This window comes from Rhodobacter sp. SGA-6-6, from assembly GCF_011043545.1.
Taxonomy (GTDB): Bacteria; Pseudomonadota; Alphaproteobacteria; order Rhodobacterales; family Rhodobacteraceae; genus Pseudogemmobacter.
On record NZ_JAAKGP010000007.1, the window covers coordinates 179,922 to 201,156 of the forward strand.

Annotated in this window: 23 protein-coding genes; 21 read left to right on the plus strand and 2 right to left on the minus strand. The window is 68.6% G+C overall.

The window, feature by feature from the left end; all coding sequences use genetic code 11:
• Positions 1-44 precede the first annotated feature (44 nt).
• The 5 genes from G5B31_RS14410 (at position 45) to G5B31_RS14430 (ending at position 7,609) form a co-directional block, all read left to right on the plus strand.
• Positions 45-842 carry an AraC family transcriptional regulator gene (locus tag G5B31_RS14410; RefSeq protein WP_165018872.1) on the plus strand — a complete coding sequence of 266 codons (798 nt, stop codon included), beginning with the start codon at positions 45-47 and terminating at the stop codon, positions 840-842.
• A gap of 316 nt (positions 843-1,158) precedes the next feature.
• Positions 1,159-2,802: an ABC transporter substrate-binding protein gene (locus G5B31_RS14415; protein ID WP_240904422.1), complete on the plus strand. Its 1,644-nt coding sequence runs from the start codon at positions 1,159-1,161 to the stop codon at positions 2,800-2,802.
• A gap of 111 nt (positions 2,803-2,913) precedes the next feature.
• Positions 2,914-3,999: an ABC transporter permease gene (locus G5B31_RS14420; protein ID WP_165018874.1), complete on the plus strand. Its 1,086-nt coding sequence runs from the start codon at positions 2,914-2,916 to the stop codon at positions 3,997-3,999.
• 13 nt (positions 4,000-4,012) lie between these two features.
• Positions 4,013-5,440 (plus strand): ABC transporter permease, encoded by a 1,428-nt coding sequence (locus G5B31_RS14425; RefSeq protein ID WP_165018876.1) that lies wholly within the window; start codon positions 4,013-4,015, stop codon positions 5,438-5,440.
• Positions 5,441-5,530: 90 nt separating this feature from the next.
• Positions 5,531-7,609: an ABC transporter ATP-binding protein gene (locus G5B31_RS14430; protein ID WP_165018878.1), complete on the plus strand. Its 2,079-nt coding sequence runs from the start codon at positions 5,531-5,533 to the stop codon at positions 7,607-7,609.
• Between the two features lie 37 nt (positions 7,610-7,646).
• On the opposite strand, the gene G5B31_RS14435 is transcribed toward G5B31_RS14430, so the two are convergent.
• On the minus strand, positions 7,647-8,279 hold the full coding sequence (locus G5B31_RS14435) for a lytic transglycosylase domain-containing protein (protein ID WP_165018880.1): 633 nt from the start codon (positions 8,277-8,279) through the stop codon (positions 7,647-7,649).
• A gap of 259 nt (positions 8,280-8,538) precedes the next feature.
• On the opposite strand from G5B31_RS14435, the gene ssb reads away from it, so the two are divergent.
• The 8 genes from ssb to G5B31_RS14475 all read left to right on the plus strand — a co-directional run bounded on the left by ssb (position 8,539) and on the right by G5B31_RS14475 (position 14,725).
• A complete protein-coding gene (gene ssb, locus G5B31_RS14440) occupies positions 8,539-9,078 on the plus strand; it encodes a single-stranded DNA-binding protein (RefSeq protein ID WP_165018882.1) in 540 nt (179 codons plus the stop codon).
• Between the two features lie 91 nt (positions 9,079-9,169).
• Positions 9,170-9,523, plus strand: coding sequence for an SUF system Fe-S cluster assembly protein (locus tag G5B31_RS14445; protein ID WP_165018884.1), 354 nt, complete (start codon positions 9,170-9,172; stop codon positions 9,521-9,523).
• Positions 9,524-9,668: 145 nt separating this feature from the next.
• Positions 9,669-10,346, plus strand: coding sequence for a hypothetical protein (locus tag G5B31_RS14450; protein ID WP_165018886.1), 678 nt, complete (start codon positions 9,669-9,671; stop codon positions 10,344-10,346).
• Positions 10,339-11,064 carry a DUF3307 domain-containing protein gene (locus tag G5B31_RS14455; protein WP_165018888.1) on the plus strand — a complete coding sequence of 242 codons (726 nt, stop codon included), beginning with the start codon at positions 10,339-10,341 and terminating at the stop codon, positions 11,062-11,064. Before G5B31_RS14450 ends, G5B31_RS14455 begins: the two co-directional genes overlap by 8 nt.
• A 25-nt stretch (positions 11,065-11,089) precedes the next feature.
• Positions 11,090-11,455, plus strand: coding sequence for an iron-sulfur cluster assembly accessory protein (locus G5B31_RS14460; protein WP_165018890.1), 366 nt, complete (start codon positions 11,090-11,092; stop codon positions 11,453-11,455).
• A gap of 345 nt (positions 11,456-11,800) precedes the next feature.
• Positions 11,801-12,541: a triose-phosphate isomerase gene (gene tpiA, locus G5B31_RS14465; protein WP_165018893.1), complete on the plus strand. Its 741-nt coding sequence runs from the start codon at positions 11,801-11,803 to the stop codon at positions 12,539-12,541.
• Positions 12,542-12,608: 67 nt separating this feature from the next.
• Positions 12,609-13,547, plus strand: a complete 939-nt coding sequence (locus tag G5B31_RS14470) for a DMT family transporter (RefSeq protein WP_165018895.1) — start codon at positions 12,609-12,611, stop codon at positions 13,545-13,547.
• The gene (locus G5B31_RS14475) at positions 13,544-14,725 is read left to right on the plus strand and encodes a cytochrome P450 (protein ID WP_165018896.1); all 1,182 of its coding nucleotides are present in this window, start codon (positions 13,544-13,546) and stop codon (positions 14,723-14,725) included. The genes G5B31_RS14470 and G5B31_RS14475 overlap by 4 nt, the downstream gene beginning before the upstream one ends.
• 202 nt (positions 14,726-14,927) lie before the next feature.
• Here G5B31_RS14475 and G5B31_RS14480 read toward each other — a convergent pair whose 3' ends face one another.
• A complete protein-coding gene (locus G5B31_RS14480; RefSeq protein ID WP_165018898.1) occupies positions 14,928-15,389 on the minus strand; it encodes an Lrp/AsnC family transcriptional regulator in 462 nt (153 codons plus the stop codon).
• A 145-nt stretch (positions 15,390-15,534) separates the two neighbouring features.
• On the opposite strand from G5B31_RS14480, the gene cobA reads away from it, so the two are divergent.
• The 8 genes from cobA to G5B31_RS14520 all read left to right on the plus strand — a co-directional run bounded on the left by cobA (position 15,535) and on the right by G5B31_RS14520 (position 21,222).
• On the plus strand, positions 15,535-16,287 hold the full coding sequence (cobA, locus tag G5B31_RS14485; RefSeq protein ID WP_165018900.1) for a uroporphyrinogen-III C-methyltransferase: 753 nt from the start codon (positions 15,535-15,537) through the stop codon (positions 16,285-16,287).
• On the plus strand, positions 16,284-16,592 hold the full coding sequence (locus G5B31_RS14490) for a DUF2849 domain-containing protein (RefSeq protein ID WP_165018902.1): 309 nt from the start codon (positions 16,284-16,286) through the stop codon (positions 16,590-16,592). The genes cobA and G5B31_RS14490 overlap by 4 nt, the downstream gene beginning before the upstream one ends.
• The gene (locus G5B31_RS14495) at positions 16,585-18,252 is read left to right on the plus strand and encodes a nitrite/sulfite reductase (RefSeq protein WP_165018904.1); all 1,668 of its coding nucleotides are present in this window, start codon (positions 16,585-16,587) and stop codon (positions 18,250-18,252) included. The genes G5B31_RS14490 and G5B31_RS14495 overlap by 8 nt, the downstream gene beginning before the upstream one ends.
• Positions 18,242-19,000: a phosphoadenylyl-sulfate reductase gene (locus tag G5B31_RS14500; protein ID WP_165018906.1), complete on the plus strand. Its 759-nt coding sequence runs from the start codon at positions 18,242-18,244 to the stop codon at positions 18,998-19,000. The genes G5B31_RS14495 and G5B31_RS14500 overlap by 11 nt, the downstream gene beginning before the upstream one ends.
• The gene (locus tag G5B31_RS14505) at positions 18,997-19,401 is read left to right on the plus strand and encodes a DUF934 domain-containing protein (RefSeq protein WP_165018908.1); all 405 of its coding nucleotides are present in this window, start codon (positions 18,997-18,999) and stop codon (positions 19,399-19,401) included. Before G5B31_RS14500 ends, G5B31_RS14505 begins: the two co-directional genes overlap by 4 nt.
• Before the next feature lie 82 nt (positions 19,402-19,483).
• A complete protein-coding gene (locus G5B31_RS14510; RefSeq protein WP_276616186.1) occupies positions 19,484-20,320 on the plus strand; it encodes a ferredoxin--NADP reductase in 837 nt (278 codons plus the stop codon).
• A gap of 73 nt (positions 20,321-20,393) precedes the next feature.
• Positions 20,394-20,744, plus strand: coding sequence for an MbcA/ParS/Xre antitoxin family protein (locus G5B31_RS14515; RefSeq protein ID WP_165018909.1), 351 nt, complete (start codon positions 20,394-20,396; stop codon positions 20,742-20,744).
• Positions 20,737-21,222: an RES family NAD+ phosphorylase gene (locus G5B31_RS14520; RefSeq protein WP_240904423.1), complete on the plus strand. Its 486-nt coding sequence runs from the start codon at positions 20,737-20,739 to the stop codon at positions 21,220-21,222. Before G5B31_RS14515 ends, G5B31_RS14520 begins: the two co-directional genes overlap by 8 nt.
• Positions 21,223-21,235 lie beyond the last annotated feature (13 nt).

The window sequence follows — 21,235 nt, forward strand, 5'->3', positions numbered from 1 at the left end:
GTCGCCCGTGGCCGAACCGACCCTCGAACCGGATACCGTCCAAGATGCAAGACACCTCCTCCGTCTCCAACCTGCGGTTGACCGCCATCTCCCGCCTGGCCGCGGCCGGGCGCTGGCGGGTGGAGGCGATGCGGTCGCTGTCCGAACCCTGCCTGCTGTGGTTCACCAAGGGCCAGGGCCGGATCACCATCGCCGGGCTGACCCGCGGCTATACCGCCCACAACGCCGTCTTCATCCCGCCGGGGGTGATGCACGGGTTCGAGGCCGGGCCTGCGGTCTTCGGCACCGCGGTCTTCTTCGGCCGCGACTGCGACGTGACCCTGCCCAAGCAGCCGCTGCACCTGCGCATCCGCGAGGTCCATGCCCAGCAGGAACTGAACGTGCTGCTGGACAGCGTGCTGCGCGAGATGGATGCCGACACCCCGGCGCATGAGCGGGCGACGCGGCATTACCTCGGCCTGATCGGCGTCTGGCTGGAGCGGCAGGCCCGCAAGGCCGAGGCCGAGATGCCGAAGCCCGATGCCACAAGGCGGCTGGTGGCGCGCTACACCGCGCTCTTGGAGCGGGACTTCCGCTCGGGCATGGGGGTGGCGGATTTCGCCGCCGCGCTCGGCGTGACGCCGACCCACCTGACCCGCTGCTGCAACGCCGCCTGCGGCCGGCCGGCCAGCGCCCTGCTGCAGGACCGCCGCATCTTCGAGGCCCGCAAGCTTCTGGCCGAGACGCGGATGCCGGTCGGGCGGATCGCGCTGGACCTGGGCTTCAACTCGGCGGCCTATTTCACCCGCGCCTTCCAGCACCTGACCGGCAAGTCGCCCACCGCCTTCCGCCGCGCACCCTGACGCAGCGGAAACCCGCCCCTGCGTATCCCCTCGCCCCCGGTTCCCGGGCGGTGCGGGATGGCCCTGACCCATTGGTCAAAAACGACATGCTGGCGTCGTCTTTCCACCAGGAATGTCGCATTCGTGCGCAAGATCGTCTGTCAATGACATTGACGGAGTGGCGGAAACCATGCGCAAATGGCGCAATCGGGGACAGGCAGGTTCGGCGACAGACCGGGCCCGGCTGCGCAGTCTGCGCAACGGTATGCTCACCGCCTTCCCCGCGCCGAACGGCCGCCAAGACCGCAACCGGAAGACCTGACAGGGAGACTGAGGAATGAAAGACACCATCACCGGCCTGCACCCCGCAGCGCTGATGTATGCCGAGGAAGTCAAGGCCGGCACGCTGAGCCGCCGCGAGTTCCTGACGCGCAGCACCGCGCTCGGCGTTTCGGCCGCCGCGGCCTATGGCCTGATCGGCCTGGCCGCCCCCACCCCGGCGAAGGCGCAGGAGATCCAGCCCGGCGGCACGCTGCGGATGAACATGATGACCCGGGCCCTGAAGGACCCGCGCACCGCGGACTGGAGCGAGATCGCCAACTTCGCCCGCGGCTGGCTGGAATACCTGGTCGAATACAACAACGACGGCTCGATCCGCGGGATGCTGCTGGACAGCTGGGAAACCAACGACGACGCCACCGAATACACCCTGAAGGTGCGCCCGGGGATCAAGTGGTCGAACGGCGACGACTTCACCGCCGAGGACGTGGCCCACAACTTCACCCGCTGGGCCGACGGCAATGTCGAGGGCAACTCGATGTCCGCCCGCATGGCCGGCATCCAGGATCCGGCGACCAAGGCCGCCCGCCCCGAGGCCTTCGAGGTGGTCGACCCGCTGACGCTGAAGATCAAGCTCAGCCAACCCGACATCGCCCTGATCGCCAGCGCCGCCGACTATCCGGCCATGATCGTCCACCAGAGCTATGACAACAGCGACCCCTCGGTGAACCCGATCGGCACCGGCCCCTACATGCCGGAATCGAACGAGGTCGGCGTCAAGCAGGTGCTGGTCCGCCGCGAGGAGCCCTGGTGGGGCACCGAAATCTTCGGCGGCCCCTATCTGGACCGGATCGAATACATCGACCTCGGCACCGATCCCTCGGCCTGGGTGGCCGCGGCCGGCTCGGGCGAGATCGACGCCACCTACCAGTCGCAGGGCGAGTTCATCTCGGTGCTGGACGGGCTCGGCTGGACCAAGACCGAGGCGACCACCGCGGCGACGCTGGCGGTGCGCTTCAACCAGCTGGCCGAGGAATACAAGGACGTGAACGTCCGCAAGGCGCTGCAACTCGCCGTGGACAACAACATCGTGCTGGAACTGGGCTATGCCGGCCTGGGCAAGCCGGCGGAAAACCACCACGTCTGCCCGATCCACCCGGAATATGCCGAGCTGCCGCCGCTGACGGTGGACCCGGCCGGGGCAAAGGCCGCCATCGAAGCCGCCGGCAAGGCCGACTTCGAGTTCGAGCTGATCTCGCTGGACGACGACTGGCAGTCGGCGACCTGCGATGCCGTCGCCGCCCAGATCCGCGACGCCGGCATCAAGATCAAGCGCACGGTGATGCCGGGATCGACCTTCTGGAACGACTGGACGAAATATCCGTTCAGCGCCACGGAATGGAACATGCGCCCGCTGGGGGTGCAGGTGCTGGCGACGGCCTACAAGTCGGGCGAGGCCTGGAACGAGACCGCCTTCTCGAACGAGGAGTTCGACGCCAAGCTGGCCGAGGCGCTGTCGATCGCCGATGCCGACAAGCGGCGCGAGGTGATGAAGCGGCTGGAAGAGATCATGCAGGAGCAGGGCGTGCTGATCCAGCCCTACTGGCGCTCGCTCTTCCGCCACACCGATCCGAAGGTGGGCGGCTGCGACATGCATGCGACGCTCGAGCATCACCACTACAAGTGGCACTGGACCGCCTGAGGTTCAAAGCCCCGCCCGCTCCCGCAAGGGGCGGGCGGGGCCTCCTTCCGCACAGCCGTCGTCCGGGGCCCCCGATGTCCCGCCTGCCCTGCCCATCGGGAAGGATGAGCCATGCTTCTTTTTGTGCTGCGCCGCATCGGCGTGATGATCCTGACAGCCCTTGCGCTGACATTCGTGGTCTTCTACCTGACCAACCTGCCGCCCAACCTTGAAAAGCTTGCCAAATCCGAGGCCTCGGCCCGGATGACCGACGAGCAGGTCGACAGCTGGCTGGCCTCGAACGGCTTCGCGCAGCCGGTGCTGACGCGCTACGCCGAATGGCTGGGGGTGCTGCCGGGCTGGACCGGCACCTCCTCCGACGGCAAGCCGATGGGGCGCTGCCTGAACCGCATCCCCGCCGGCGAGACCCCGCCCGCCTACTGCGGCATCCTGCAAGGCAACTGGGGCTGGTCCACCGTCTTCAAGCAGCCGGTGTCCGAGGTGCTGGGGCGTTCCTTGGGCCATACCGGCTGGCTGATGCTCTGGGTAATGATCGTCATGGTGCCGACCTCGCTGATCCTCGGCGTGCTGTCGGGGATGCGCGAAGGCAGCCGCACCGACCGGGTGCTGTCCACCTTCGCCATCGCCACCACCGCCACCCCCGAATATGTCTCGGGCGTCATCTTCATCGCGCTTTTCGCCTCCGCCACCGCGGGCATCTCGCCCTGGCTGGCCGAGATGGGCTGGATCGAGGGCAAGACCCTGTTCCAGGGCACCGCCACCAGCGCGATGGACGGCCTCACCTTCTGGAACTTCGGCCTGCCGGTGCTGACCATCGCGCTTTACGGCATCGGCTACATCGCCCGGATGACCCGCGCCTCGATGACCGAGGTGATGACCCAGCAATACATCCGCACCGCCCGGCTGAAGGGGGTTTCCTTCCGTGAGGTGGTGATGAAGCACGCGCTGCGGAACGCGCTGATCGCCCCCTTCACGGTGATCATGCTGCAGTTCCCCTGGCTGCTGAACGGCGTGGTGATCGTCGAGACGCTCTTCAACTACAAGGGCTTCGGCTGGACGCTGGTGCAGGCCGCCGGCAACAACGACATCAACATGCTGCTGGCCTGTTCGGTGGTGGCCGTCTTCGTGGTGCTGGTGACGCAGTTGATCTCGGACATCGGCTATGTCTTCCTGAACCCGCGCATCCGTCTGGCCTGAGGAGGAAAACACCATGGAAGACCTCAGCTGGACCGGCGCCCTTGGCCCCTTCCTCGTCCCCGTGATCAACATGGCGGCCATCGTGCTGGCCATCGCCGTCATCGCCCGCATCCTGGTCTCGCTGGCCGACTGGGCCCGCGGGGCGGATGCGGTCGCCGTGGGCGGCCCGGTGCTGGCGGCCCGCCGCCGCGGCCTCGGCGGCACGCTCGACCTGGCGGCGCAGGTGACCATCGGACTGATCCTGCTTTGCATCCTGCTGATCGGGCTGGGAGGCTTCGTGCTGCCCGGCGCCTCGAAGGGCATCCTCGGCTGGGCCGCCCTGCGGTTCTGGCCGGTCTGGGTGGCGCTGGTCGTCACCCTCGGCCTGTCGATCCGCTTCAAGCGCCGGCTCGGGCTCTACGGCAAGCTGATGGACAGCCCGGTCGGGCTGGTCGGCCTGGCTCTGGTGCTGTTCTGGGTGTTCACCGCGATCTTCGCCGATGCGATCATCACCCAGGACCCGCTGGGGCAGCTGTCGGGGATGAAGAACATCGTCCCCGGCGCGGCGGTGAAGAACCCCTCCGAGGGGGACTTCGCCTGGTATCTCTTCGGCGGCGATCACCTCGCGCGCGACGTGTTCAGCCGCATGGTGATGGGGGCGCAGCGCGTCCTTCAGATCGCGCCCGCCGCCACCGTCTTCGCCTTCATGGTCGGGGTGACGCTCGGCCTGCCCGCCGGCTATTTCGGCGGCAAGCTGGACACGCTCTTGTCCTTCCTCGCCAACCTCGTCCTCGCCTTCCCCGTCATCCTGCTCTTCTACCTGCTGGTCACGCCCGAGATCGTCCAGACCGGCATCCCGATGTATTTCGCCGCCGTCCTGTTCCTGTTCCCGGTGATCTTCTTCGCGGTGCTGTTCAACTCGCGCTACAAGACCAACCCGCCGCGGCGGAACCTCTATGTCGGCGTGACGCTGGTCCTCGGCCTCTGGGCCTACCTGGGCCTCGCCTTCAACGCCGATCCGCTCGGGGTCTGGTCGATGGACCCGAACATGCTGAACGTCTTCGTCTCGGTGGTGTTCGTGAACTCGCCCGGCGTCTTCCGCATCGTCCGCGGCCTGGTAATGGACATCAAGGCGCGCGACTATGTGGCCGCCGGCCAGACCCGCGGCGAGAGCCCCTGGTATATCATGCTGTGGGAAATCCTGCCCAATGCCCGCGGCCCGCTGATCGTCGATTTCTGCCTGCGGATCGGCTACACCACCATCCTCTTGGGCACGCTCGGCTTCTTCGGCCTCGGCGTCAGCCCGGAAAGCCCGGACTGGGGATCAACCATCAACGCCGGCCGCAAGCTCTTGTCGATCTTCCCCCATCCCGCCATCGTCCCCGCCGTGGCGCTGATGAGCCTGGTGCTCGGCCTGAACCTGCTGGCCGATGGCCTGCGCGAAGAAAGCCTCAAGGACTGATGCGCCGCGCCCCGGCTTTCATCTGTCTCTAAATATCCCGGGGGTCCGGGGGCTGGCCCCCGGTCCCGACCCTTCCGAAAGGAGCCGACCATGGCAGACTGGGACCCGTCCAAACCGATCCTCGAGATCGAGAACCTCTCGATCTCCTTCTTCACCCGCGCCCGGGAAATCCCCGCGGTGATGGATTTCTCCTGCAGCGTGATGCCGGGCGAGGCGATGGGGCTGGTCGGCGAATCCGGCTGCGGCAAGTCCACCGTGGCGCTGGCCGTCATGCGCGACCTCGGCAAGACCGGCCGCATCGTCGCCGGCAGCATCCGCTTCAAGGGCCGCGACCTGACCACGATGACGGAAGCCGAGCTGCAGAAGATCCGCGGCTCGGAAATGGCGATGATCTATCAGGAGCCGATGGCCTCGCTGAACCCGGCGATGAAGATCGGCGCGCAGCTGGCCGAGGTGCCGGTGATCCACGAGGGCATGTCGAAATCCGACGCCTGGGCGCTGGCCCGCCAGATCGTCGCCGATGTCCGCCTGCCCGACCCGGACCGCATCCTGAACGCCTATCCGCATCAGCTGTCGGGCGGCCAGCAGCAGCGCATCGTCATCGCCATGGCGCTGATGTCGAAGCCGGCGCTGCTGATCCTCGACGAGCCCACCACCGCGCTGGACGTGACGGTGGAGGCCGGGATCGTCGATCTGGTCAAGGCCTTGGGCGAGAAATACGGCACCTCGATGCTGTTCATCTCGCACAACCTCGGCCTCGTTCTCGATGTCTGCGACCGCATCTGCGTGATGTATTCCGGCGAGGCGGTGGAGACCGGCAATGTCGAACAGGTCTTCACTGAGATGCGCCACCCCTATACCCAGGCGCTGTTCCGCTCGATCCCGCTGCCCGGGGCGGACAAGAACGCGCGGCCGCTGATCTCGATCCCCGGCAACTTCCCCCTGCCGCACGAACGGCCGCCGGGCTGCAACTTCGGCCCGCGCTGCGACTATTTCCAGGCCGGCCGCTGCGACGCTGCCGAGATCCCGATGTTCCCGGTGCCGGGCGACCGCCACGCCAGCCGCTGCCTGCGGTGGGACGAGATCGACTGGACCGCCCCGCCCGCGAAACGGGTGGCGAAGGAGAAGCTGCCGGTCGGCGAGGTGGTCCTGAAGATGGAGGACCTGAAGAAATACTACAGCGTCTCCACCGGCGCCTTCGGCGGCGGCGCGACAAAGGTGGTCAAGGCCAACGAGACCCTCAGCTTCGAGGCCCGCGAGGGCGAGACCCTGGCCATCGTCGGCGAATCCGGCTGCGGCAAGTCCACCTTCGCCAAGGTGCTGATGGGACTGGAGACCGCCACCGACGGCCAGATCATGCTCTTCGATGAAAACGTCCAGTCCACCCCGATCCAGAAGCGCGGTGCCGACACCATCTCCCAGGTGCAGATGGTGTTCCAGAACCCGTTCGACACGCTGAACCCCTCGATGACCGTCGGCCGCCAGATCATCCGCGCGCTGGAGATCTTCGGCGTCGGCGATTCGGATGCCGACCGCGAGCGGCGGATGCTGGAACTCCTCGACCTGGTGAAGCTGCCCCGCGCCTTCGCCGAGCGGATGCCGCGGCAACTCTCCGGCGGCCAGAAGCAGCGCGTCGGCATCGCCCGGGCCTTCGCCGGCGGCGCCAAGGTGGTGGTGGCGGACGAGCCGGTCTCGGCGCTGGACGTGTCGGTTCAGGCCGCGGTGACGGACCTGCTGATGGACATCCAGCGCCAGAACCGCACCACGCTGCTGTTCATCAGCCACGACCTGTCGATCGTCCGCTATCTCTCCGACCGGGTGATGGTGATGTATCTCGGCCATGTGGTCGAGATGGGCACGACGGATCAGGTCTTCGCCCCGCCCTACCACCCCTATACCGAGGCGCTGCTCTCCGCCGTCCCCATCGCCGACCCGCATGTGGAAAAGAAGCGCATCGTGCTTGAGGGCGAGATCCCCTCGGCGGTGAACCCGCCGCCGGGCTGCCCGTTCCAGACCCGCTGCCGCTGGAAGTCGCAGGTCCCCGGCAACCTCTGCGAGGTGGAAGTGCCGCCGGTGCAGGTGCTGGAGGGCGGCCACCAGATCAAGTGCCACCTCTCCGCCGAAGTGCTGGCGAAGATGGAGCCGGTGATCAAGATCGCCGCGGAGTGAGGGAAGGACCCCGGATTTTCGCCGAAAATCCGGGCGCTTACCCGAGGATCGCCTTCACGTAGGCCTTGGTCTCGGCATAGGGCGGGATGCCGCCGTGTTTTTCCACTGCGCCCGGGCCGGCGTTGTAGGCGGCCAGCGCCAGCTTCCAGCTGCCGAACTTGTCGTACATCATCCGCAGGTAGCGCGCGCCGCCTTCCAGGTTCTGGTGCGGATCGCTGATGTCGACGCCCAGCTTCTTCGCCGTGCCCGGCATCAGCTGCGCCAGCCCGGTCGCGCCCTTGTGGCTGACCGCGCCGGGGTTCCAGCCGCTTTCGCGCTGCACCAGCCGCAGGAACAGGTCCTCCGGGATGCCGTGCTTCTTCGCCGCCGCCTTGGCGACCTCCAGATACTTGCCCTTGTAGGCGCCGCGGAACTTCGGCACCGCCTCGGTGCCCTCGCCGCCGGCGATCTTGCCGGCCTTGTAGTCCGGCGTCAGCTTGATCGAGCCGGAATACTGGTCCGCCAGCCGCCCGTCCAGCAGCGCGGTCTGGCTCTTGAAGATGGTGGAGCGGTTCTTCTTGCCCTGGAACAGCACGTCGTCGGCCAGGGCCGGCACGGCGGCCAGGGCAATCGAAAGCGTCGCAAGGGCGCCGAGGGCGCGGGCTGTGCGGGGCAGCGGATGGCGCGTCATCAAGGCGTCTTCCTTAGCAAGCAGCAGGATCGGTGTCCGGCCCGGGCCGGCGGTTGGTGCAGCACTATACGGAGGATGCGACCGGATTCCAGTGGGGTTTTGCCGATCCGCCCCCCGCAGCCCCCTCCGCCATCGGCAATCCGCCGCCGACGGCGGTAACAGCGGCCCGCCGGTTGCGGGGACCGGAGGGCGCGTGTAGAGGTTTTGTCAACCATGCCGGGCGCAGTCTTCCGGCAGATGGAATCAGGAGAGGTGCGACATGGCGGGTTCGGTCAACAAGGTGATCCTCATCGGCAATCTGGGCCGCGACCCCGAGGTGCGCAGCTTCCAGAACGGCGGCAAGGTGGTGAACCTGCGCATCGCCACCTCGGAAACCTGGCGCGACCGCAGCACCGGCGAGCGCAAGGAACGCACCGAATGGCATTCGGTGGCGATCTTCAACGAACCGCTCGGCAAGATCGCCGAGCAATACCTGCGCAAGGGCAGCACCGTCTATATCGAGGGGCAGCTGGAAACCCGCAAATGGCAGGACCAGTCGGGGCAGGAGCGCTATACCACCGAGGTGGTGCTGCGGCCCTATTCGGGCAACCTCACCCTGCTGGGCGGCCGCGGCGAAGGCGGCGGCGGTGGACAGGGCGGCTATGACGACCGCGGCGCCGGCGGCGGCTATGACGACTACGGCAGCCAGGGCGGCGGCGGCGCTTCCGGCAGCCGCGGCGGCTATGGCGGCGCGCCGGCGGGCGGCGGCGCCCAGGGCGGCGGCCGCGCCTCGGACATGGACGACGAAATCCCGTTCTGAATCCCGCTCCCTGCGGCCCCCTGCCGCTCTGGACCTTGGCGGCGGCATTCCCTATATAATCGCTCAACATCCGCCGCAGGACCGGAACGCCATGCAGGACCACGTCGAGGGAACGCCGCTGATCAGGCCCTCCAGCACCGACCATCCGCTTTACGACAGCGTGGTCGAGGCCTGCCGCACCGTGTTCGACCCGGAAATCCCGGTGAACATCTTCGACCTCGGGCTGGTCTACACCATCGAGATCAGCCCCGAGAACGCTGTCGACATCACCATGACCCTGACCGCCCCCGGCTGCCCGGTGGCGGGCGAGATGCCCGGCTGGGTGGCCGAGGCGGTGGAGCCGCTGCCGGGGGTGAAGGAAGTCGACGTCCACATGACCTTCGACCCGCCCTGGGGCATGGACATGATGTCCGACGAGGCCCGGCTGGAACTGGGGTTCATGTGAGGCAAGCCTTGGGGCTTGCAATCCGCCTGTTCAAGCCAGCAGGCTTGCTGTTGGCCGATGCAAGGATTTTCCCTCGCCATCTCCGTCTCCATCAAGAGACAAGGCTTGATCCGGGCCAAATCAAGGCGTAAAGCTTGATTATCCCGTGATCAAGCTGGAGGGCTTGATGTTTCCCTCGGCCATTGCCGTCCTGACGGGCGATCTCATCGGCTCCACCGGGCATCCGGCCTCGGCCACGGACAGCGCGATGCAGCGGATCGCAGAGGCCGCCGTCGGTATCGCCGGCTGGTCCTCGGCCGCGGATCCGCGTTTTACCCGCTTCCGGGGGGATGGCTGGCAGATCTACCTCGAAGACCCCCAATATTGCCTGCGCGCCGCCCTGACCATCGCGGCCGCCCTGCGCGCCCATGATCCCGGCCTCGCCACGCGCCTTTCCATTGCGATCGGGCCTGCGGAGACTCTGGGCAGCACCGACCTTTCCGACGCGGCGGGCGAGGCGTTCCAGCTGTCCGGCCGCGCCTTCGATGCCATGCCGAAGTCGGGCCGCATCGCGATCACCGGGACAGGCATCGGCGAACGGGACGGAATCATCGCCCGGCAGATGTTCGAGCGGACAAGCCGCTGGACCGCCGCCCAGGCCGAAGCGGTGGCGATCTATCTTCATCCCGACAACCCGACCCTGCACGACATCGCACTCCGTCTCGGCATCACGCCACAAGCCGTGAACTATCGGCTGGGCGGCGGCGGGGCGGTCAACCTGCGCAGCAACCTGCAACTCTGGGAGGAGGTGATCGCGCATGACCTCGCCATCGCCCATGGCTGACACCCTCGCCGCCCTTCTCTTCGCCCATGTGCTGGCCGATTTCCTGTTCCAGACCGGATGGATGGTTGCGAACAAGCGCCGCCCGGCCGCGCTGGCGGCGCATGGAGCGGTGGTGCTGGCGACCGCGGCCGCCGCCACCGGGACGCTGACGCTGTCGCTGCTCTGGCTGGCGGCGCTGCATCTGGCGGTGGATGCCGGCAAGGCGCGGCTGGCGCCGGGGCTGGCCGCCTTCCTGGGCGACCAGGCGCTGCATCTGGCGGCGCTGGCCGCCTTGGCCCTCTGGCAGCCCGGGCTCTGGGCCGGCGGGCTCTGGTCCGGTTGCACCACCCTGCCGGCGCTGATGGCGCTGGCGGCGGGGTTCATCCTCGCCACCCGGGCGGGCGGCTTCGCCATCGGCCTGCTGATGGCGCCCTTCGCCCGCCGCCTGCCCGCCGACATCGCCGCCGAAAGTCTGCCCGGCGCCGGGCGGACCATCGGGCTGATGGAGCGCGGGCTGATCTTCGCCTTCCTGCTGATCGGCCAGCCCGAGGGCGTGGGCCTCTTGATCGCCGCCAAGTCGATCCTGCGCTTCGGCGCGGTGCGCGACGACCGGGCGCTGTCGGAATATGTCATCATCGGCACACTGGCTTCGGTCGGCTGGGCGCTGGCGGCGGGCTACGGCACGCTCGGCCTGCTGTCGCAGCTGCCGCCCATTGGATTTCCGCCGCTCTTGCCCTAAATTGACTCCCAAACAGGAGTTTTCCATGTTCGGCATTCCCGGCAAGGCCGCAGTCACCCTCACCCCCGCCGCGGCGAAGCAGATCGCCCGGCTGATGGCGCGCGACGGCCGGCAGGGCCTGCGCATCGGCGTCAAGAAGGGCGGCTGCGCGGGAATGGAGTACACCATGGACTACGTGTCCGAGGTCAACCCGCTGGACGAGGTGGTGGAGCAGGACGGCGCCCGGGTGCTGATCGCACCGATGGCGCAGATGTTCCTGATCGGCACCGTGATCGACTACGAGACCAGCCTGCTGGAGTCGAAGTTCGTCTTCCGCAACCCGAACGTGTCCGAGGCCTGCGGCTGCGGCGAATCGGTCAGCTTCAAGGACGCAGACCCGGCCCGGGCCTGACTCGGGGTTCGCCCGCTTCTCGCTTCTCCCCCATTTCCATGGCGAAGGCCGTCGCCTTCGCCACAGCGCACCATATCAACCATCACGGCCGGGACCATAAGTCCCGGCCAGCGCCCGCCCCGCCCTCGGCGGGCGCTTCTCGCCCGCCGGGTCGGGCGCTGGCCTCTCGGGGTTTAGCGTGACCAATGTCTCCGGGTGCAGCCGTCCCACACGGGCGGGGGCGAGGCAGTGCCTCGCCTGCTCCCGCCCGAGGGAAACGGCGGAACCGCGGGCCTCCCCCCACCCCTCCGGTTGTAGCGAATCCCGTTTTGGCCTAGGGCTGTTGCAGACCAGATGGAGGGCGGGATGCGCAAGCTGGCGGCTGGCAACTGGAAGATGAACGGCAGCCCGATGTCGCTGACCGAGGTGACCCTGCTGGTCAAGGAGCATCCCGCACCCCGATGCGAGATGCTGCTCTGCCCCCCCGCCACGCTGATCGCGCAGATGGCCTGGCATGTGCGCGGCGCGGCGCTGAAGGTCGGCGGGCAGGACTGCCATACCGCCGCCAGCGGCGCCCATACCGGCGACATCTCGGCGCAGATGCTGGCCGATGCCGGGGCCGCCTACGTCATCCTCGGCCATTCCGAACGCCGCGCCGACCATGGCGAGACCGACGCCCTGGTCCGCGCCAAGGCCGAGGCCGCCTGGGACGCCGGCCTGACCGCCATCCTCTGCCTGGGCGAGACCGGGGCGCAGCGCGATGCCGGCACCACGCTGCGGGTGGTGGGCGAGCAACTGGCAGGCTCGGTCCCCGACGGCGCCACCGCGGCGAACACCGTCATCGCCTACGAACCCGTCTGGGCCATCGGCACCGGCCGCACCCCCACGCTGGACGAGATCGCCGAGGTCCACGGCTTCCTGCGCGCCGCACTGGCGAAACGCTTCGGCGCGGAGGCGGCGGAGATGCGCCTCCTCTACGGCGGCTCGGTCAAGCCCTCCAACGCGGCCGAGATCTTCGCGGTCCCCGATGTCGATGGCGCGCTGGTCGGCGGGGCCAGCCTGAAGGCCGCCGATTTCGGCGCCATCGTCGCCGCGCTGTCGGCCTGACCCGCTCGCGACCCGTTCTGTCGCCCTTGGGCCAGACCTGCCCGCCCGTCCGTGCGAGGCAGGCGGAATGACAGCCGCATCCGCCCCCGGCCGCCCGCAGACCGGGCTTCTGGCCGCCAACCTGATCTGCATGGCCTCGATGGTGATCTGGGCCGCCGGCCTGCCCGCCGCCGACCTGCTGATCCCGCTTCTGCCGGGCGACCAGCTGACGGCGATGCGGATGTCCTGGGCCGCCGCGGCGGTGGCGCTGTTCTGGCTGCTGCGCGAAGGCCCCGGCCCCCTCCTGCGCGCCGATTGGCTGCGGGGCATCGCCGTCGGCAGCCTGATCGGCTTCGGCGCCTGGTGCCTGATCCTCGGCCAGGCCCGCGGCGGCGCGGTGCTGGCCGCCGTGATCTCCTCCACCCTGCCGGTGGTCGGCATCGCGCTGGAGGTGATGCTGGATGGCCGCCGGCTGACCCCGGCGCTGGTGCTCGGCCTGCTGCTGTCGCTGGCCGGCGGGGCGATGGCGCTGGACCCGGGCAGCGGCGCGGGGGCCGGGCTGAACCTGGTGATCGGCGCCGCGCTCTGCTTCTGCTCGGTCACGCTCTTCGCGCTCGGCTCGCGGCTGACGGTCACCGCCTTTCCGAAGGAAAGCCCGCTCGGCCGCACCGCCGTCACCCTGACCGGGGCCGCGGTGGCCATCCTTGCCGCCGCCGGGGCGCAATGGGCATCGGGCGGCCCGGCTCCGACCTTTGCCGCCTGGGGCTGGCCCGAGGTCGGCGCCATGCTGCTGTTCAGCGTCGGCGCGCTCGGCATCAGCCAGGTGATGTGGATCATGTCGGTGGAACGGCTGGGCATCGGGCTTTCGGCATTGCACATCAACGCCGCGCCCTTCTATGTGATGCTGATCCTCTTCGCCCTCGGCAGCCCGTGGAACTGGCCCCAAGCCGCCGCCGCCGCCGTGGTCGGCCTCGGCGTGCTGATCGCGCAGGGGATCGTGCCCCTGCCGTTCGGAGCCCGCAGATGAAGACCCTGTCGCAGTCCCCCACCGATCCCGCCTTCGTGCAGAATCCCTATCCCTTCTACGAGACGGCGCGGAAGGCGGGCCCCTTCTTCCGCTGGCAGGACTACGGCCTGACCTGCACGGGGAACTTCGCCGCGGTGAACGCGATCTTCCGCGACCGCCGCTTCGGCCGCGAGGCGCCGCCGGAACTGGCGCCGCCGATCCCCGACCACCTGGAGCCCTTCTACGCGGTCGAGGCCCATTCCATGCTGGAGCTGGAGCCGCCCCGCCACACCCGCCTGCGCGGGCTGGTGCTGCGCGCCTTCACCTCGCGCCGCATCGCCGCGCTGGCGCCCGAGATCGCGGCGCTGAGCGAGGAATTGGTGGCAGGCTTCCCCGAAGACCCCTTCGACCTGCTGCAATCCTTCGCCCAGCCGCTGCCCGTCCGCATCATCGCCCGCCTACTGGGGGTGCCCGAGGAGATGGCGCCGGACCTCTTGCGCTGGTCGAACGCCATGGTCGGCATGTATATGGCCAACCGCACCCGCGAGACCGAGGACCGCGCCGCGGCGGCCGCCGAAGCCTTCGCCGCCTTCCTGCGCGGCTATGTGGACGAACGCCGCGCGCGGCCCGCCGACGACCTGATCACCCATCTGATCGCCGCCGAGATGGAGGGCGAGAAGCTCTCTACCGACGAGCTGATCGCCACCTGCATCCTTCTCCTGAACGCCGGCCACGAGGCGACGGTGCATACCATCGGCAACGGGGTGAAGGCGCTGCTGGAACACCGCACCCCGCCCTCGGCCCTTGCCCCCGAGGCGGTGGAGCGGACGGTGGAGGAAATCCTGCGCTACGACCCGGCGCTGCACATGTTCACCCGTTGGGCCTACGAGGATATCGAGGTGATGGGCCAGCGTTTCGCCCGCGGCGACCGGGTGGCGCTGCTGCTGGCCGCCGCCAACCGCGACCCCGGGCAATGGGAGAAGCCCGCCGCCTTCCGCCCCGACCGCCCGGCGATGCCGCTGGTCACCTTCGGCGCCGGCCTGCATTTCTGCGTCGGCGCGCCGCTGGCGCGGCTGGAGCTGCAGGTGGCGCTGCCGATCCTGTTCCGGCGCTGCCCCGCCCTGCGGCTGACCGAGCCGCCGCTCTACGGCGATGTCTACCATTTCCACGGGCTGCAACAGCTGATGGTGGCGCGCTGAGCCAATTGCGCGGCTGCCGCCGCATTCCATATCGTGGCGGCCGATGGAATCCCTTGCGGCCGCCGTCGCAGGTTGGGGGCGCTTCGCCCCCCAAACCCCCCGAGGATATTTTCATCCAGAAAGAGGCGGCATCCTCTTTCTGGACAACAAATATCCCGGGGGGTCCGGGGGGCTGGCCCCCCGGCCCGCGGCTGATCGAGGCTCACAACGGCAGCGTCGTGGTCGACTTGATCTCCTCCATGCTGAGGAGCGCGGTGACGTTGTAGATCCGCACTTCCGAGATCAGCGCCTGGTAGAACTGGTCGTAGGCGCGGGCGTTCTTCACCCGCACCTTCAGGATGTAGTCGATGTCGCCGGCCAGGCGGTGCGCCTCCATCACCTCGGGGCGTTCCTTCAGCGCCTTCAGGAACTTGCGCTGCCAGTCGGCCTCGTGTTCCGAGGTGCGGATGAGGACGAAGAAGCAGGCCTCCAGCCCCAGTGCCTCGGGGTCGAGGATGGCGGTGGTGCGGGCGATCACGCCCTGGTCCTTCATCTTGCGGATGCGGTTCCAGACCGGGGTCTTCGACGACCCCACCCGGCGGGCGATCTCGTCCAGCGATTGCTCGGCATCCTTCTGCAATTCCGACAGGATTTTCCGATCCAGATCGTCCAGCGCGGCAGCCATTCCTGAAAACCTCCGTTCGGCGGAATTCGGGTTCCGCCGGGCGGCATTATCGGAACATGCGTCCTTATCTGCAAGGGTCTCTGGCGGGAATACGGGAAAATCTTCTATATTCTGCGGAAGCGAAACACCCTTCGGACAGCCCGCCATGCCGCAGCTTCACCCCGTCCTCTTCGTCGGCGCCGGCCCCGGCTCGGCCGATCACCTGACGCTGGGCGCCGCGCGGGCGCTGTCGGCGGCCGAGGTGGTGATCCACGACCGGCTGGTCGGCGAGGAGGTGCTGGACCTCGCCCCGCCGCAGGCCGAGCGCATCGACGTGGGCAAGGAGGGCTTCGGCCCCTCGACCGCGCAGGCCGACATCCACGCGGCGCTGGTCGCGGCCGCGCTGTCCGGCCGCCGGGTGGTGCGGCTGAAGGGCGGCGATACCGGCGTCTTCGCCCGGCTGGACGAGGAGATCGCGGCGCTGGAGGCCGAGGGCTTGTCCTTCCGCATCCTGCCCGGCCTGACCACCGCCAGCGTGGCCGCCGCCGCCATCGGCCAGAGCCTGACCCGGCGCGGCCGCAACACCGGGCTGCGCATCCTGACCGGGCATGTGATGGAAGGCTTCGCCGAGCAGGACTGGCGCGGCCTCGCCCGCCCCGGCGAAGTGGCGGCGGTCTACATGGGCAAGAAATCCGCCCGCTACCTGCAGGGCCGGCTGATGATGCACGGCGCCGCCGCCGAGACGCCGGTGACGGTGGTGGAGAACGTCTCCCGCCCCGACCAGCGAATCCTTTCCGCCACCCTCGCCACCCTGCCCGCCGCCGTGGCCGAGGTCACCGGTCCCGCCATCCTGCTTTACGGCCTGGCCCCCCGGGCCGCCGCCCCCGCCCTGAGTCAATTGAAGGAGGCAAGCGCATGAGCCGCCGCTTCACCCCCAAGGTCGTCACCGCCAACCGCCTGCGCGAGGGCGACGTGGTCTACCTGACCGCCGACGACCGCTGGTCGCCCTTCCACCACGAGGCCGAGCTGATCGAGGACGAGGCCCATGGCCAGATGCGGCTGATCCATGCCTCGGCGCAGAAGCTGATGGTCGTCGGCCCCTACCTGGCCGATGCGCGCCCCGGCCCGAAAGGCCCCGAGCCCACCCATTTCCGCGAGGAATTCCGCACCCGCGGCCCCTCGAACTATGCCCACGGCAAGCAGGCGGATTTCTGGAATGTATGACTATACCGACTTCGACGACTCCTTCGTCCGCTCGCGCGTGGCGCAGTTCAGCCATCAGGTCGAACGGCGGCTGGACGGCAGCCTGACCGAGGACGAGTTCCGCCCCTTGCGGCTGATGAACGGGCTTTACCTGCAGCTGCACGCCTACATGCTGCGGATCGCCATTCCCTATGGCACGCTGAACCCGGCCAAGATGCGGCAGCTGGCTTACATCGCCGACACCTGGGACAAGGGCTACGGCCATTTCACCACGCGGCAGAACATCCAGTTCAACTGGCCGAAACTGCCGGAGGTGCCGCTGATCCTCTCGGCGCTGGCCGATGTGGGGATGCATTCGATCCAGACCTCGGGCAACTGCGTTCGCAACGTCACGGCGGACCATTTCGCCGGCGCCGCCGCAGACGAGATCGCCGATCCCCGCCCCTATGCCGAGCTGCTGCGGCAATGGTCGACCGACCACCCGGAATTCCAGTTCCTGCCGCGCAAGTTCAAGATCGCCATCACCGGCGCCGCCCATGACCGCGCGGTGATCGCCGCGCATGACATCGGCCTGCGGATCGTGCGCAACGACAGGGGCGAGACCGGATTCCAGGTGCTGGTGGGCGGCGGCCTCGGCCGGACGCCGATGATCGCCATGACCGTGCGCGACTTCCTGCCCGAGGCGGACCTGCTGCCCTATGTCGAGGCGATCCTCAGCGTCTACAACAGCTTCGGCCGCCGCGACAACAAGTTCAAGGCGCGGATCAAGATCACCCTGCACGAGACCGGCAAGGAAGAGATCACCCGGCTGGTCGAGGAACGCTTCGCCGAACTGCGCCCGCTGTTCGGCGGCGCCGACCAGGCGCTGCTGGCCGATATCCGCGACGCCTTCGCGCCGCCTGCCTTCCGCAACGCTCCGACCGATGCCTTCGACGCCTTCTACAAGGCCGATCCCCTGTTCCGGTCCTGGGCCGACACCAACCTCGCCGCGCACCGCAACGACCAATATGCCATCGTCACCATCAGCCTGAAGGCCCATGGCGCCACCCCGGGCGATGCGACCAGCGACCAGATGCGGCTGATCGCCGATCTGGCCGAGCGTTACGGCCACGGCGACATCCGCATCAGCCACGAACAGAACGTGATCCTGCCGCATGTCCACAAGGGCGACCTGCCCACGCTGCACGCGGCGCTGGCGCAGGCCGGCCTCGGCACCGCCAATGTCGGGCTGATCAGCGACATCATCGCCTGCCCGGGGATGGACTATTGCTCGCTGGCCACCGCGCGGTCGATCCCGATCGCCCAGCAGATCGCGCAGCATTTCCGCGACATCGGGCTGGAGCACGAGATCGGGCCGCTGAAGATCAAGATCTCGGGCTGCATCAACGCCTGCGGCCACCACCATGTCGGCCATATCGGCATCCTCGGTTTGGACCGCGCGGGGGTGGAGAACTACCAGATCACCCTGGGCGGCGATGGCACCGACGATGCCGCCATCGGCGACAAGACCGGGCCGGGCTTCGCCTACGACCAGGTGGTGCCGGCGGTGGAGCGCATCCTGCGCAGCTACCTGGACCTGCGCCTCCACCCCGAGGAAACCTTCCTGCAGGCGTTCCGCCGGGTCGGGATGGAGCCGTTCAAGGCCGCGCTCTACGGCGAGGCCGACCGCAATGCCGCGTGACCTCGGGGGCTTGCACGCGGGGCCGGTGGCGGAACGGGTGGCGGCGCTGAATGCGCGCTACCGCCACCATTCGGCCACCGCGGTGCTGGAACACGCGCTGAAGGACGACGACCTGGGCCGGGTGGCGCTGGTGTCGTCCTTCGGGGCGGAATCGGTGGTGCTCTTGCATCTGGTCTCGGTGATCGCGCCGGAGACGCCGGTGCTGTTCATCGACACCCGGATGCTGTTCCAGGAGACGCTGGATTACCAGCGCGCGCTGGCCGAGAGCCTGCACCTCTGCGACATCCGCACCATCCGCGCCAATCCGGCCCGGGTGGGCTTCGAGGACCCGGACGGCACCCTGCACCAGTTCAACACCGACGCCTGCTGCGCCGTGCGCAAGGTGGAGCCGCTGGAACGCGCGCTGGCCAAGTTCGACGGCTGGATCACCGGGCGCAAAAGGTTCCAGAACGCCGACCGCGGCAGCATCGACTTCTTCGAGAACGAGGGCGATTTCCGCATCAAGGTCAATCCGCTGGCCCATTGGGGCCGCGAGGACCTGGAGGAATATATCGTCAACAACCGCCTGCCCCGCCATCCGCTGGTTGCCCGGGGCTATCCGTCCATCGGTTGCGCCCCCTGCACCAGCCCGGTGAAGCCCGGCGAGGACCCGCGCTCGGGCCGCTGGCGGGGGCAGCAGAAGACCGAATGCGGCATCCATTTCGTGGGCGGCAAGCCCGTCCGCACCGATCAGGAGAACGCAGCATGAGCGTGATCGTCACCGATACCGGCTTCGCCCCCCTTCCCGACCGCAGCCTGACGCCGCTGGCGGACCTCGGGCCCGAGACCACCGAGCTGGACCTCGCCAATACCGACGACCCGGCGGTGCTGGAGCCGCATCTGCCGCGGCTGGCGCTGATCCGGGTGGCCTTCCCGGCCTTCTCGGACGGCCGCGCCTTCACCATCGCGCGGCGGCTGCGGATGATGGGCTACAGGGGCCAGCTTCTCGCCCTCGGCCCGGTGATCGCCGACCAATATGCGATGATCCGCCGGGTCGGCTTCGACGGCGCCGAGATCCCCGACGAGATCGCCGCCCGCCAGCCCGAGGACCAGTGGAAGTTCCGCGCCGACTGGAAGGCGCATGACTACCAGTCCCGCCTGCGCGCCTGACATATTCACGAAGCGCAATGATTTGCCGCAGCGCGGCGGGCTTCCCTTGCGCCCCGCCCTGCCCTAGAAGGAAGCCTGCCCGATGACGACAGAGGCCGCGACGATGAACGCTCCCGCCCCCGAACGGCCCGCCAAGCCGCATCTGCCCGATGCCCAGACCGTGACCGCGGTGAAGCACTGGACCGACCGGCTGTTCTCCTTCCGGGTGACGCGGCCCGCGTCCTTGCGCTTCCGCTCGGGCGAATTCGTGATGATCGGGCTCCTCGGCGACAACGGCAAACCCTTGCTGCGCGCCTATTCCATCGCCTCGCCCGCCTGGGACGAGGAGCTGGAGTTCTACTCGATCAAGGTGCCGGACGGCCCGCTGACCTCGAAGCTGCAGCACATCTGCCCGGGCGACGAGATCATCCTGCGCCCCAAGCCCGTGGGCACGCTGGTGCATGACGCGCTGCTTCCTGGCAAGCGGATCTGGTTCCTCGCCACCGGCACCGGCATCGCCCCCTTCGCCAGCCTGATGCGCGAGCCGGAGACCTACGAGAAATACGACCAGGTGATCATGATGCACACCTGCCGCGAGGTGGCCGAGCTGGAATACGGCCGCCAGCTGGTGGAAAGCCTGAAGGACGACCCGCTGATCGGCGAGATGGTGGGCGACAAGCTGCTCTACTACCCCACCACCACGCGGGAAGAGTTCCACCACCGCGGCCGGGTGACCGACAACCTCGCCTCCGGCAAGGTCTTCGCCGACCTCGGCCTGCCGAAGATGAACCCCGCGGAAGACCGGGCGATGGTCTGCGGCTCGCTGGCCTTCAACGTCGACGTGAAGGCGATCCTCGAAGGCTTCGGCCTGCGCGAGGGCGCCAATTCCGACCCGAAGGAATTCGTGGTCGAAAAAGCCTTCGTCGGCGACGGGATCTGATCCCGCTCCCTGCCCGCCTTGAAAATCCACAGGATATGGCGTATATTTACGCCATATCCTGTGGGGCTTCGCCATGAACATCGCCGCCTTCACCGAGAAATCGCTGTTCTCCCCGCGTCTCTTGGCCGAGGAACTGCTGACCACGCAGGACGAGATCGCCCGCACCGCCGGCCTTGGCCGCGATGCCATCGCCCGGAAGGAGCGGCTGGCCTCGCCCCGCACCCAGACCCGGCTGCGCGAGATGGTCGAGGTGGTGAACCGGCTGACCCCGCGCTTCGGCTCTGCCCTGGTGGCCTATGCCTGGTATCGCTCCGAGCCCCTGCCCGGCTTCGGCGGAATGACGGCGGCGCGGCTGGTGCAGGAAGGCCAGGCCGAGGCGGTGATGGACTATCTCGACGCCGTGGACGCGGGCGGCTTTGCCTGACCGCCGCTTCACCGGGACGCTGTTCCGGGCGCTGAACCCCTTGTGGATGAAGGAGCCGCTTTCCGGCGAAGGCGCGCGGCGCCATGGCGGGCGGTTCAACCGGAAGGGGACGCCCGCGCTCTACACCTCGCCGACGCCCGAGGGCGCGATCGCCGAGGCCAACCAGGCCGGCCGGCCGTTCGAGCCGGTGACGCTGGTGGCCTATGCGGCCGATCTTTTCCCCGTGCTGGACGCGACCGACCCGCACCAGGCCGAGGCGGACCCGAAGATCCTCGCCGCCGACGATTGGCGGCTGCAGATGCACGACAAGGGCGCCTCGGAGGGGCAGCGGCTGGCGGAGCGGCTGATCGCCACGGGATGGGCGGGGATGATCGTGCCCTCCTTCGCCCGCGGCGTGGCCCCCCGCGCGCGCAACCTGGTGCTGTGGCGCTGGCAGGGGGCGCTGCGGGTGATCGACAGCGAGGGACGGCTGAAATGAAAGAAGGGCCGCG

Bases quoted from the DNA above. Each gene is read 5' to 3' on its own strand.
- G5B31_RS14435 (WP_165018880.1), bottom strand. From the start codon at position 8,279: ATGACGCGCCATCCGCTGCCCCGCACAGCCCGCGCCCTCGGCGCCCTT.
- ssb (WP_165018882.1), top strand. From the start codon at position 8,539: ATGGCGGGTTCGGTCAACAAGGTGATCCTCATCGGCAATCTGGGCCGC.
- G5B31_RS14430 (WP_165018878.1), top strand. From the start codon at position 5,531: ATGGCAGACTGGGACCCGTCCAAACCGATCCTCGAGATCGAGAACCTC.
- G5B31_RS14505 (WP_165018908.1), top strand. From the start codon at position 18,997: ATGAGCGTGATCGTCACCGATACCGGCTTCGCCCCCCTTCCCGACCGC.
- cobA (WP_165018900.1), top strand. From the start codon at position 15,535: ATGCCGCAGCTTCACCCCGTCCTCTTCGTCGGCGCCGGCCCCGGCTCG.
- G5B31_RS14460 (WP_165018890.1), top strand. From the start codon at position 11,090: ATGTTCGGCATTCCCGGCAAGGCCGCAGTCACCCTCACCCCCGCCGCG.
- G5B31_RS14490 (WP_165018902.1), top strand. From the start codon at position 16,284: ATGAGCCGCCGCTTCACCCCCAAGGTCGTCACCGCCAACCGCCTGCGC.
- G5B31_RS14410 (WP_165018872.1), top strand. From the start codon at position 45: ATGCAAGACACCTCCTCCGTCTCCAACCTGCGGTTGACCGCCATCTCC.
- G5B31_RS14425 (WP_165018876.1), top strand. From the start codon at position 4,013: ATGGAAGACCTCAGCTGGACCGGCGCCCTTGGCCCCTTCCTCGTCCCC.
- G5B31_RS14515 (WP_165018909.1), top strand. From the start codon at position 20,394: ATGAACATCGCCGCCTTCACCGAGAAATCGCTGTTCTCCCCGCGTCTC.
- tpiA (WP_165018893.1), top strand. From the start codon at position 11,801: ATGCGCAAGCTGGCGGCTGGCAACTGGAAGATGAACGGCAGCCCGATG.
- G5B31_RS14420 (WP_165018874.1), top strand. From the start codon at position 2,914: ATGCTTCTTTTTGTGCTGCGCCGCATCGGCGTGATGATCCTGACAGCC.
- G5B31_RS14445 (WP_165018884.1), top strand. From the start codon at position 9,170: ATGCAGGACCACGTCGAGGGAACGCCGCTGATCAGGCCCTCCAGCACC.
- G5B31_RS14500 (WP_165018906.1), top strand. From the start codon at position 18,242: ATGCCGCGTGACCTCGGGGGCTTGCACGCGGGGCCGGTGGCGGAACGG.
- G5B31_RS14480 (WP_165018898.1), bottom strand. From the start codon at position 15,389: ATGGCTGCCGCGCTGGACGATCTGGATCGGAAAATCCTGTCGGAATTG.
- G5B31_RS14510 (WP_276616186.1), top strand. From the start codon at position 19,484: ATGACGACAGAGGCCGCGACGATGAACGCTCCCGCCCCCGAACGGCCC.
- G5B31_RS14495 (WP_165018904.1), top strand. From the start codon at position 16,585: ATGTATGACTATACCGACTTCGACGACTCCTTCGTCCGCTCGCGCGTG.
- G5B31_RS14475 (WP_165018896.1), top strand. From the start codon at position 13,544: ATGAAGACCCTGTCGCAGTCCCCCACCGATCCCGCCTTCGTGCAGAAT.
- G5B31_RS14455 (WP_165018888.1), top strand. From the start codon at position 10,339: ATGGCTGACACCCTCGCCGCCCTTCTCTTCGCCCATGTGCTGGCCGAT.
- G5B31_RS14415 (WP_240904422.1), top strand. From the start codon at position 1,159: ATGAAAGACACCATCACCGGCCTGCACCCCGCAGCGCTGATGTATGCC.
- G5B31_RS14470 (WP_165018895.1), top strand. From the start codon at position 12,609: ATGACAGCCGCATCCGCCCCCGGCCGCCCGCAGACCGGGCTTCTGGCC.